The organism is Kineosporia mesophila (genome assembly GCF_021129235.1).
Lineage (GTDB): Bacteria > Actinomycetota > Actinomycetes > Actinomycetales > Kineosporiaceae > Kineosporia > Kineosporia mesophila.
Genome location: NZ_JAJOMA010000009.1, coordinates 230297 through 241027 on the forward strand (window position 1 = coordinate 230297; position 10731 = coordinate 241027).

Here is a 10731-nt window from a genome sequence, read left to right on the forward strand (position 1 = left end):
TGGGCGGTTGGCTGGCTTCGCGGGAATGGGTGTTACGCGCTGGTGGCGTGCAGTCGGCGGATCAGCACGAGCAGGAAGGGAGCCCCGACGAGAGAGGTGATGATGCCGATCGGGAGTTCCTGGGGCTGGAGCAGGGTGCGGGCGATGGCGTCGGCGGCGATCAGGAAGATCGCGCCGAGCAGGGCCGCGACCGGCACGGCCCGGGAGTGCGTGGCGCCCACCAGACGACGGGCGAGGTGCGGCACGACCAGCCCGACGAACCCGATGCTGCCCGAGGCCGCGACCAGCACACCGATGCACAGGGACACCAGCACCAGCAGCCGGGTACGGAACCGGTCGGGTGAGATACCCAGCGTGTGGGCGGTTTCGTCACCGATGGCCAGCGCGTCCAGGCGGCGGCCCCACAGTGTCACCAGGCCCACCGTGAGCACGACCACCGCCACCACGACGCTGATCGAGGTACCCCACCGGGCCAGCCCCAGCGATCCGAGCAGCCAGAACATCACCGAGCGGGAACCCTCGGCCGAGTCCGAGGCGAAGATCAGGAAACTGGTCAGCGCGTAGAGCGCGTACCCGACGGCGACCCCGGCCAGGAGCAGACGCACCGACGTCACCCGGCCGCCGGAGCGGGCGATCAGGAAGACGAGGAAGCCGGCGGCCAGGGCCCCGAGGAAAGCACTGAAGGGCAGGGCGTTCTCACCGAATCCCGCCCCGACGCCGAAAAGGATTGCGGCGGCCGCGCCGCTGGAGGCCCCGGAGTTGATGCCCAGCAGGTACGGGTCGGCCAGCAGGTTGCGGACCATGGCCTGCAACGCGGCCCCGCACACGGCCAGGCCCGCCCCGACGCAGGCGCCGAGAATCACCCGGGGCAGGCGCACCTGCCACACGATCGCGTCTTGCGGCCGGCTCCAGGTCATCTCACCGGGCATCCCGACGAGGTGGTGGCCGATGATCCGCATCACCGTGCCCGGCCCGATCGCCACCGCGCCCACGCCGACCCCGAGCAGCACGCCCAGCGCCAGCAGCGCGCCCAGCCCGATGATCCAGCTCCAGGCCCGGCGGCGCTGTCCGCCCAGGCCGAGGTCGGAGACCACCGGCTGCAGGGATCGTCTTTCGTCGACGAGCTCCCCCGCCATGTCACCCACCTCTCGTCCGACTATTGCGAAGAGTATGCAATAAGTGAGGTGGGTCGGTGAAGCCGGGGTAAAGCCGTCGTCCATGTCCTCAGGTCAGAACCCGCCGGATTCCGATGCTGAGGTTCTGGGGGCGTCGGCCCGGACAGTTCACCGGCCGCCGAACCGTGCTCGCCTCAACCGTGCTCGCCTCAGGAGCTCTTCGCAGCCAGCCGCCATCCCTGCGCGTTCTCCCGCTCCCGCCAGAACGCGGCGTACCGGCCGCCACGGGCCAGCAGGTCGTGATGCGGACCGACCTCGACCACCCGCCCGCCGTCGAGCACCGCGATCTGGTCGGCCCGGGTGATCGTGTCGAGGCGGTGGGCGATGACGAGAACCGTCCGGTCGGCCGACAGCTCCGCCAATGCCTCGTGCACGGCCGCCTCGTTCTCGGTGTCGAGAGATGCCGTGGCCTCGTCGAGCAGGACGATGGGAGCGTCTTTGCACAGAGCCCTCGCGATCGCCACCCGCTGACGCTCTCCTCCGGACAACAGTTTTCCGCCCTCGCCGACCCGGCTCTCCCACCCGTCGGGCAGACGAGCGGCCACCGTGTCGACCCGGGCCCGGCGAGCGGCGTCACGCACCTGATCGTGCGTCGCGTCCGGATTCCCGAAGCGGATGTTGTCTTCCAGCGTGCCGTCGAGCAGGTACACGTCCTGGAACACGAACGCGATGTGCGCGAGCAGGTCGGAGCTGCTCAGGTCACGCACGTCCACCCCACCGACCCGCACGCGCCCCTCGGTGACATCGTGGAACCGGGCGATCAGACGCGTCACGGTGGTCTTCCCGGCCCCCGAGGGCCCCACCAGCGCAGTAGTGCTGCCGGGCGGGATGGTCAGGGTCAGATCACGCAGGACGTCTGTGTCTTCCTGGTATCCGAAACGCACCTTCTCCATGTCAATTCCGAAGTGGGCGATCGCACGCGGCGACACCGGTTCCGGCAGCGGCGCCACGGCCAGGAGTTCGATGATGCGGTCGGCCGAGGCCTTCGCCTCCCGGTCGGCCCCGCTGAGACCGATCATTGCCGAAAGAGGCCTCAGCAGGCTGATTCCGAGCACGACCAAGGCGATCATCCGGGCCGGGTCGAGGTCGTCCCGGGTGGCCAGCAGTACCCCGGTCAGCAGCAGCGCGGTGAAGGCCAGCTGAATGCCGAACTCGCCCAGATACTGTCCGGGCAAAGATCCGACGACCTCACGACGGGCCGCCCGGTGCTGGGCCTGGAGCGCCTCGTCGAGCGCCGCGCGCCCGGTCGCGGTCTGTCCGGTCGCCCGCAGAGTGGCCTGCGCCGAGGCGAACTCGACCAGGCGGTCGCCGGCCTCGGCGGTCGCTGCGTGCTCGGCGGCCTCGGCCCGCGTGGTGAACCGGTTACCCAGGGCGAGCGCGGCCAGGGCCACCGGCACCACGACCAGGGCCGCCAGCCCCATCCGCCAGTCGGCGGCGATCAGGAACACCGCGATCGTCGCCGGCGTCACGACCGCGACGATCAGCTCCTGCCAGATGAAGACCCGTCCGGCCGCCCGGGTCACGTCGCCGGTGACCAGTTGCGGCACTTGGCGTCCCCGGGGCGACTCGAACCAGCCCAGCGGCAGGGTGAGCAGCTTGTCACCGACCCGGGTATAGAGGTCCCGGCGCCAGTCCGACGACAGGGTCAGCGCCCGGGAGGCCAGGTAGTAGTGCGCGAACCAGCCCACGACCGCGGCCCCGACCAGCGGGATCAGCCACCGCGCCGCCTTCTCCTGACGTTCTTCGAGCAGAGCGGCCAGCAACGGCACGAAGGCGCCGAACACCACGCCCTCACTGACCGCGTATCCCGTGGAGGCGAACAGATACAAGAACAGAGGACGACGCAACACCACCGGGAACAGGTCACCTGAGTCCGGGAAATCTGGGGAGGAGGTCACGACTGCTCTCCGATCCGCGCCGTGCGCTCAGCTGCTTCTTCGTGGAGGGAGTCGCCCGACTGGTGCGATTGAGCCGCCCACAGCTGCGCATACCGTCCGTCCTGCGCGAGAAGATCCTCGTGACAGCCCCGTTCGACGATCACCCCCTCATCCAGCACCAGGATCTGGTCGGCCTGGGTCACGGTGTAGAGGCGGTGAGCGATGACCAGCAGCGTGCGGCCGGTGGCCAGGTGGGCCAGGGCGTCCTGGATGGCGGCCTCGGAGTCAGGGTCGGCGAAGGCGGTGGCCTCGTCGAGCACCACGATCGGGGTGCCGGCCAGCAGGGTGCGGGCGATGGCGACGCGCTGGGCCTCGCCGCCGGACAGGTGGGCATCGTCCCCCACCACGGAATCGTAACCCCGGGGCAGGGCCCGGATCCGCTCGTCGATCGCGGCGGCCCGGGCGGCTTCGTGGATCTGCTCGTCCGTGGCGCCGGGTGCCCCCAGCGCGATGTTGTCGCGGACGGAAAGCCTGAGCAGCACCGCGTCCTGCAGCAAGAATCCGACATGACGGTAGAGGTCGTCACGAATGATGTCGCGGTGGTCGGTGCCACCCAGGCGGATCGTGCCGCTCGTGGGATCGGCGAACCGGGCCAGCAGCATCGCGAGCGTGGACTTACCCGCCCCCGAGGGCCCGACCAGCGCCGTCACGGTTCCCGGGTGGAGCACGGCCGAGACGCCGTGCAGCACCTCGTGCCCCTCGGTGTAGCCGAAAGTCACGTCGTCGAACTCGACCGCGAGCGGCACACCGGGCGAACGAGACTGCCCAGGCGGGACTTCCGTCTGCCGGGGCTCGCGCAGCAGGGAGCCGATACGACCGGCGGCGGCCTGGGCCGCGGCCTTCTCGTGCTGGGCCAGGTAGACGGGCGTGATCTGCTCGAACAGGCCCACCCCGAGCAGCGCGAAGGCCACCAGGTCGACCGGGTCTCCCCAGCCGGCAGCGGCCAGGCCCGTGCCGGCGGCCGCGACCACAGCCAGCACCGTCGCCGGCGCCACCGTGGCGCGAGCCAGACCCCGGGGACGCAGGAAGATGCGCTGCGCCTGCTCGTCCGCGTCGACGTGGGCGGCGGCCGCAGCGGCGAAGCGGGCCGCACCCCGGCCGCCGGAGAAGGCCCGGACCACGGTGATGCCACGCACCGTCTCCAGCACGGCGGCGTTCAGTTCACCGGTGGCCTGCCGGATCCGCTGCACCGGCTCGGTGGCCAGACCCGCCATCCGCATCCGGACCAGCTGGGCCGCCGCGATCAGCGCGACGGTCAGCAGCGCCAGCCGGGCGTCGGCCCAGAACAGGTAGACCAGCACCACGGCGGGCCCGGCGATCGCGGCGGCCAGATCACCCCGGGCGTGGGCCACAGCATGGTGCAGGGTCGCGACGTCGTCCTGCACCGTGGTGCGCACCGGGCCGGAGACCCCACCGGAGAAGGCACTGAGCGGCAGCGCCCCCAGCTGTTCGGTCAGACGACGGCGCAGCAGATACGCCAGGTCGGCGTCCGCCAGGTGGGCCAGCAGACCGGCGGCCGCGTAGAGCACGAACCGGGCCAGGAACAGACCGACCGCCGTCCAGGCCAAAGGCCAGACCAGGTCGTCGTTTCCGCTCAGCAGACGACGGGCGATCTCGACCAGCACCACGGTCGGCGCGGCCGCCAGCACCGCGGCCAGGGCCAGCAGGACCGCCGAGACCATCACCCGGCTCTGCACCGGCCTCTGCAACTCGGCCAGGTCATGCAGTTCGGCCCGGTCATGCAGTTCGGCCAGGTCATGCAGTTCAGCCCGGTCGTCCTGCTCGGCCAGGTCATGCAGTTCGGCCCGGTCATGCAGTTCAGCCCGGTCGTCCTGCTCGGACGCAGCCGCCTGATCCGACACGTCATCCCCGTCCCGTCGATGGAACCCAGCACCGGAGACCCTGACCCGCGACCACTTTCATCCGCTTCGCTCGGCGAGTGTAGGTTACCCTAACCTGACTTTTCCGATGTTCCGTGGACCGGGGGTGAGCTGTGCCGACCACGACGGCTGACCGCACCGACTCGACGGACCCGGCCGGCCCGACCACGACGTCCGTACACCCCCGACGCCGTTCCGGCACCGCCCGGGCCGCGGGCCTCGTCGGTGCGGCCGTGGCCCTGGCCGCGATCTGCGTACTGAGTGTCAGCGTCGGCGCCGAAAGCCTCTCCTTCCCGCAGGTCTGGCGCGTGCTGTGGCACGACGACGGCTCGAACGCCGCCCTGATCGTCCACAATCTGCGCGTCCCCCGCACGCTGCTGGGGCTCGTGGTGGGCGCCGCCCTCGGGGTCGCGGGCACGCTCACCCAGGCGCTGACGAGCAACGACCTCGTCGAGCCGGGCATGCTCGGCGTCAACATCGGGGCATCGGCGGCCGTGGTGGTGGGCATTTCGGTGTTCGGGGTGACCAGCGCGAGCGGCTACGTGTGGTTCGCCCTGCTCGGGGCGCTGCTGGCGTCCACCGGTGTCTACCTGATCGGGATCGGGGGACGCGCGGCCACCGCACCGGCCACCCTGGTGGTGGCGGGCGCGGCCACGACGGCGGTGCTCGGGGCCTTCGTCAACGCCATCCTGCTGCTCGACACCTCCACGTTCGACCAGTTCCGGTTCTGGGACGTCGGTTCGCTGGCTGTGCTCGGCTCCGGCAGCCTGCGGGCCACCGGCCTGTTCATGCTCGCCGGGCTCCTGCTCGCACTACCCCTGGGCCGTGCCCTCAACGCGCTGGCCCTCGGCGACGAGGCTGCGCAAGGGCTGGGCGTCCACGTGAACCGTTCACGCGCACTGGGTGCCGTGGCCGTCGTGCTGCTGTGCGGCGGAGCCACGGCCGCCGCCGGGCCGATCAGCTTCGTCGGCCTGGCCGTACCGCACGTCGCGCGCCGCATCGTCGGGCCGGACCACCGCTGGCTACTGCCGTACTCCGCCGTCCTGGCCTCGATCCTGCTCATCGCCTCCGACCTGGTCGGGCGCACGATCATCGCCCCCGGCGAACTGCAGGTCGGCATCGTCACGGCCTTCGTCGGGGCGCCCGTGCTGATCCTGCTGGTGCGCCGCGCCCGGCTGGCCCGGGCATGACGACCAGCACTCGCAACACCCGCCGCCGGCCGACGATCCGCAGCCGCTCCGACGCCCTCTCGGTCCGGATCTCCCCCCGCGCCATCGTCGTCGGCACCGTCTTCGCGCTCATCGCGACGACCGCCGGGATCATCGCCCTCACCACCGGTGACTTCCCGATCCCGGTCGCCGACGTGGCCGCCACCCTGCTCGGGAACGGCGACCCCGGAACCACCTTCGTCATCAACGAACTACGGCTGCCGAGAATCCTGACCGGCCTGCTGGTCGGTACCGCCCTGGCCGTGTCCGGGGCGATCTTCCAGAGCGTGTCGGGCAACGTACTGGGCAGTCCCGACATCCTGGGTTTCACCTCGGGCGCGGCCACCGGCGCCATCACCGTGCTGCTCGTGCTGCACGGCACCACTTCCCAGGCCACTCTGGGCGCCCTGCTCGGCGGCGCCGCGACCGGGGCCGCCGTCTACGCGCTGTCCTACCGGCACGGCCTGGCCGGACCGCGCCTGATCCTCATCGGCATCTCGTTCCAGGCGTTGCTGGCCTCGGTGAACTCGTACCTCATCACCCGGGCCTCCCTGGGCGGCGCCGTCACCGCGAAGGTATGGCTGATCGGCAGTCTCGACAGCCGCTCCTGGGAACAGGTGCGTCCCCTCGTCATCGCCCTGGCCCTCCTGCTGCCCCTCGCCCTGTACCTGGGCCGCAGCCTGGCCTACCTGGAGATGGGCACCGACACCGCCAAAGCCCTCGGCATCGACGTGGAACGGCGCGGCCTGGCCCTGATCGCGATCGGCACGGCCCTGGCCGCCGTCGCCACGGCCGCGGCCGGACCCATCGGGTTCGTCGCCCTCACCGCCGCCCCGCTGGCCCGCCGGCTGACCGGGTCATCGTCCCCGCCCCTGCTCACCACCGCGCTGGCCGGGGCCGCCCTGGTGACGGTCGCCGACCTGGCCGCCAAGCAGCTCTTCTCGCCGACGCAGCTTCCCGTCGGCATCGCCACCGCCGCGATCGGCGGCATCTACCTCGCCACCTTGCTGGTGCAACAACGGAGACGCACATGACCAGCCGGCTCAGCGCCCAGGGGCTGACCCTCGCCTACGACCAGCGCATCGTCGCCGACAACCTCGGGATTGCCATCCCGGACGGCGCTTTCACCGTCATCGTCGGCCCGAACGCGTGCGGCAAGTCGACCTTGCTGCGCGCCCTGGCCCGGTTGCTACGCCCGAAACAGGGTGCGGTGCATCTGGACGGCGCCCTGATCTCGTCGTACTCGACCAAAGAGGTCGCCCGCCGCCTGGGCCTCCTGGCCCAGACCGCCACCGCACCCTCGGGCATCAGTGTGGCCGATCTGATCGCCAGAGGACGACACCCGCACCAGCGCTTGTTGCGCCAGTGGTCGCGTGAGGACGAACGGGTCGTCGACGAGGCGATGGACCGCACCGGGGTCACCGACCTGGCCGACCGGCTGGTCGACGAGCTGTCGGGCGGCCAGCGCCAGCGCGTCTGGCTGGCCACCGTCCTGGCCCAGGCCACACCCATCCTGCTGCTCGACGAGCCCACGACGTTCCTCGACATCGCCCACCAGGTCGAGGTTCTCGACCTGTGCGCCAAGCTCCCCGCCGACGGTCAGACCCTGGTGGCCGTGCTGCACGACCTGAACCAGGCCAGCCGCTACGCCGACCACCTGGTGGCGATGCGCGGGGGCCGGATCATCGCCCAGGGCGTGCCGTCGGAGATCGTCACGTCCGAACTGGTCGAGGACGTGTTCGGCCTGGCCTGCCGGGTGATCACCGACCCGGAATCCGGTACACCTCTGGTCATTCCGCGCTACACCGGCGCGGTGAAGACCACCACCACCCCTTCGTGATCATGCAAACCCCCGGGGAAGGCCGGGGGATTGCATGATCACGGCAGGAGGAGAGCTCAGGCTGCGGCCTTCTCCAGGGTCGGCTTCAGCTGGTCCAGCTGCCACGGGATGTTCAGGATGGTCGGGTTGTTCACCGCACCGGCCGTGAACGCGTCCACCTCGACCGAGCGCCCGTCCTTCACGGCCGGGATGCCGGTGTACTGCTTGTTGCCCTCCAGTTCCTTCTGGAGGTCGTCGGTCGCGAAGCCCATCAGCAGGAAGTCGGCGTCCAGGGCTCCGATCTTCTCCATGCTCAGCGACCGGTCCTTGACGTTCTCCGTCACCCCGGAGGACAACTTCATGCCCAGGTCCGAGTACAGCTGCACCGAGACGGTCTCCGGGTCGTCGATGACGGCCAGACCGCCCGGCTGGTAGTAGAACGAGTAGCTGAACGTCTTGCCGGCCAGACCGGGCAGATCGGTCTTGACCTGGTCGATCTTCGCCTGGGTGTCGGCGATGGCCTTCTCGGTGTCGGCCTTGCGCCCGACCGCCTCACCGACCAGCGTGCTGTTCTCCTGCCAGGTCGCGATGCCGGCCTCTTCCGTGTACCCGACGACCGGCGCGATCTTCGAGAGCCGGTCGTAGTAGTCGGCCAGGCCGTAGAAGTTCGTGGCCAGGATCAGATCGGGCCGCAGCGAGGCGATCTGCTCCAGGTTCAGGTCGCCCGAGGTGTCCAGGGCCGTGCTGTCGGCCAGGCTGATCTTGCCGTCCAGCCAGGGGAACACGCCATCGGTCTTGTACGGGTTCTTCCCGTAGGCGATGGGCGTGATGCCCAGCGTCGCCAGGGCGTCTTCCTCGTAGCTGAGCGCGATGACGCGCTTCGGCTCGGCGTCGATGGTCGTGGAGCCGAACTTGTTCTCGATCGTGACCGGGAAGCTGCTCGAGCTGGTCCCGGCTCCACTCTCGGTCGACGTCCCGCCGTCGCTGTCGCTCCCGCAGGCAGCCAGGGTGGCCATCGTCGCGGCGGCCAGGAACATCGCCATCGCGCGCTTGAAGTTGGTTCGCAAAACTCTCTCGTTTCCTCAGGTAGGCAGACCTAAGTTAGGTGAACCTAAGTTATAGAGGACGAGGCCCCCTCCCCGCCCCCTAATTGCGGATTAATCCTTCATTCATGATCACGTCGGGGTCGGCGAGGGCCCTCCGGTCCACCTTCCCGGCAACCGTCAGGGGCAGGGCGGCCAGCACCGTCACCGCGCTGGGCACCATGTAGTCGGCGAGCCGGTCGGCCGCCCAGGTGCGCACCTCGTCCGCAAGATCTTTCTCCGCGACGCCCTCCGGCACCACGAAGGCGACCAGCTTCGGCGAGGCCACCTCTTTCGAGACCAGCACGGCCGCGCGCCGCACCCGGGGATGCGCCTCCAGCGACGCCTCCACCTCTTCCAGCTCCAGGCGCATGCCGCGGATCTTCACCTGGTTGTCGGCCCGGCCGACGAACTCCAGCCAGCCCCGCTCGTTCCAGCGCACCAGGTCACCGGTGCGGTAGAGCCGGGAACCACCGCCGGCGAACGGGTTCGCGACGAACCGCGCGGCGGTGAGCGAGCCACTGCTGACGTATCCCCGCCCGAGCAGGAAACCGCCCACGTACAGCTCTCCCACCTCCCCCGGCGGCAACGGAGTCAGCGTGGCGTCGAGCACGTGCAGCTGGGTGTGCGGGTTCGGGAGCCCGATCGACGTGGCCAGCCGCTGCGCCCGGTCGCGGTAGATCACGTGCGAGACACCGATCGTCGTCTCCGCCGGCCCGTAGCCGTGATACATCGTGGTGTCGAGCTGCTCGCGGAAACGCTTGAACAGCGAGGGCGTCAGCACCTCACCGCCGCACCAGACGTGCCGCAGCGAGCTCAGGGCCCCGGTGCCCTCCGCCGCCTCCATCAGGATGTCGAGCATGCTCGCCACCAGGTAGACGAACGTGACCTTCTCGGCCTCGATCAGGTCCACCAGGTATCCCGGGTCGAGCTCGCCGTCCGGCTCGGCCACCACCGTCCGGCCACCACAGACCAGAGGCAGCAGGATCTCGTTCACCGAGATGTCGAACGTCAGCGGCGCTTTGAACAACGAGGCGCCGTCGGCCCCGAACCCGAACAGATCCTTCACCTGCCACCGCAACCGCTCCGCGATCGCGTCGTGCCGGATCATCGCCCCCTTGGGCGTACCGGTCGAGCCGGAGGTGAACATGACGTACGCGAGCCGGGCCCCCTCGATCCGCAGATCCAGCGGATCCCCTTGCTCACCGGCCCATTTCCACGACCCGAGATCGACCTCGACCGTGGGCACCCCGTCGTCCTCGATCGTCCGGGACACCACGAACCGGGCCCGCGCGTCGGACAGGACCTTCCGGCGTCGCAGGGTCGGCCAGGCCGGGTCGATCGGCACGAAGGCCCCGCCCGCCACCATGATCGCCAGGACCGAAACCACCATCTCCGCCGACCGCTGAAACCTCACCCCCACCATGTCTTCCGGCCCCAGCCCCTGGGCCCGCAGGGTCCGGGCCAGCTGGAACACCCGCGTCCCGAGTTCCGCGTAGGTGAAACGGCCTTCGGGGGCGACCAGGGCCGGCGCGTGCGGGGTGCGGCGCACCTGCGCCGTGAACAGGTCCGGCACGGTGAAGGTCTCGGGCGGCAGGCTGAGGTCGTTGAATTCCTCGAGCTTCGGCAT

General features: G+C 70.2%; 8 protein-coding genes. 3 read left to right on the forward strand and 5 right to left on the reverse strand.

The genetic code is table 11. The features are described 5' to 3' along the window. Nucleotides 1–32 precede the first annotated feature (32 nt). The 3 genes from LR393_RS15255 to LR393_RS15265 all read right to left on the reverse strand — a co-directional run bounded on the left by LR393_RS15255 (nucleotide 33) and on the right by LR393_RS15265 (nucleotide 4974). The gene (locus LR393_RS15255) at nucleotides 33–1136 is read right to left on the reverse strand and encodes a FecCD family ABC transporter permease (protein ID WP_231484575.1); all 1104 of its coding nucleotides are present in this window, start codon (nucleotides 1134–1136) and stop codon (nucleotides 33–35) included. A gap of 188 nt (nucleotides 1137–1324) precedes the next feature. Beyond that, nucleotides 1325–3073 (reverse strand): ABC transporter ATP-binding protein, encoded by a 1749-nt coding sequence (locus LR393_RS15260; protein WP_231484576.1) that lies wholly within the window; start codon nucleotides 3071–3073, stop codon nucleotides 1325–1327. Beyond that, on the reverse strand, nucleotides 3070–4974 hold the full coding sequence (locus LR393_RS15265) for an ABC transporter ATP-binding protein (RefSeq protein ID WP_231484577.1): 1905 nt from the start codon (nucleotides 4972–4974) through the stop codon (nucleotides 3070–3072). The genes LR393_RS15260 and LR393_RS15265 overlap by 4 nt, the downstream gene beginning before the upstream one ends. Nucleotides 4975–5105: 131 nt before the next feature. Between LR393_RS15265 and LR393_RS15270 the strand changes: the two genes are divergently transcribed. From LR393_RS15270 to LR393_RS15280, 3 genes are read left to right on the forward strand one after another with little or no spacing between them, the layout of a single operon-like run. Further along, the gene (locus LR393_RS15270; protein ID WP_231484578.1) at nucleotides 5106–6182 is read left to right on the forward strand and encodes a FecCD family ABC transporter permease; all 1077 of its coding nucleotides are present in this window, start codon (nucleotides 5106–5108) and stop codon (nucleotides 6180–6182) included. Continuing rightward, the gene (locus tag LR393_RS15275; RefSeq protein WP_231484579.1) at nucleotides 6179–7234 is read left to right on the forward strand and encodes a FecCD family ABC transporter permease; all 1056 of its coding nucleotides are present in this window, start codon (nucleotides 6179–6181) and stop codon (nucleotides 7232–7234) included. Before LR393_RS15270 ends, LR393_RS15275 begins: the two co-directional genes overlap by 4 nt. Further along, nucleotides 7231–8040, forward strand: a complete 810-nt coding sequence (locus tag LR393_RS15280) for an ABC transporter ATP-binding protein (protein ID WP_231484580.1) — start codon at nucleotides 7231–7233, stop codon at nucleotides 8038–8040. The genes LR393_RS15275 and LR393_RS15280 overlap by 4 nt, the downstream gene beginning before the upstream one ends. Before the next feature lie 56 nt (nucleotides 8041–8096). Here the strand turns inward: LR393_RS15280 and LR393_RS15285 are convergent, their stop codons facing one another. Continuing rightward, a complete protein-coding gene (locus LR393_RS15285; protein WP_231484581.1) occupies nucleotides 8097–9086 on the reverse strand; it encodes an iron-siderophore ABC transporter substrate-binding protein in 990 nt (329 codons plus the stop codon). Nucleotides 9087–9165: 79 nt separating this feature from the next. Then, the gene (locus LR393_RS15290; RefSeq protein WP_231484582.1) at nucleotides 9166–10731 is read right to left on the reverse strand and encodes an amino acid adenylation domain-containing protein; all 1566 of its coding nucleotides are present in this window, start codon (nucleotides 10729–10731) and stop codon (nucleotides 9166–9168) included.

Bases quoted from the DNA above. Each gene is read 5' to 3' on its own strand.
- LR393_RS15280 (WP_231484580.1), top strand. From the start codon at position 7,231: ATGACCAGCCGGCTCAGCGCCCAGGGGCTGACCCTCGCCTACGACCAG.
- LR393_RS15290 (WP_231484582.1), bottom strand. From the start codon at position 10,731: ATGCCGAAGCTCGAGGAATTCAACGACCTCAGCCTGCCGCCCGAGACC.
- LR393_RS15255 (WP_231484575.1), bottom strand. From the start codon at position 1,136: ATGGCGGGGGAGCTCGTCGACGAAAGACGATCCCTGCAGCCGGTGGTC.
- LR393_RS15275 (WP_231484579.1), top strand. From the start codon at position 6,179: ATGACGACCAGCACTCGCAACACCCGCCGCCGGCCGACGATCCGCAGC.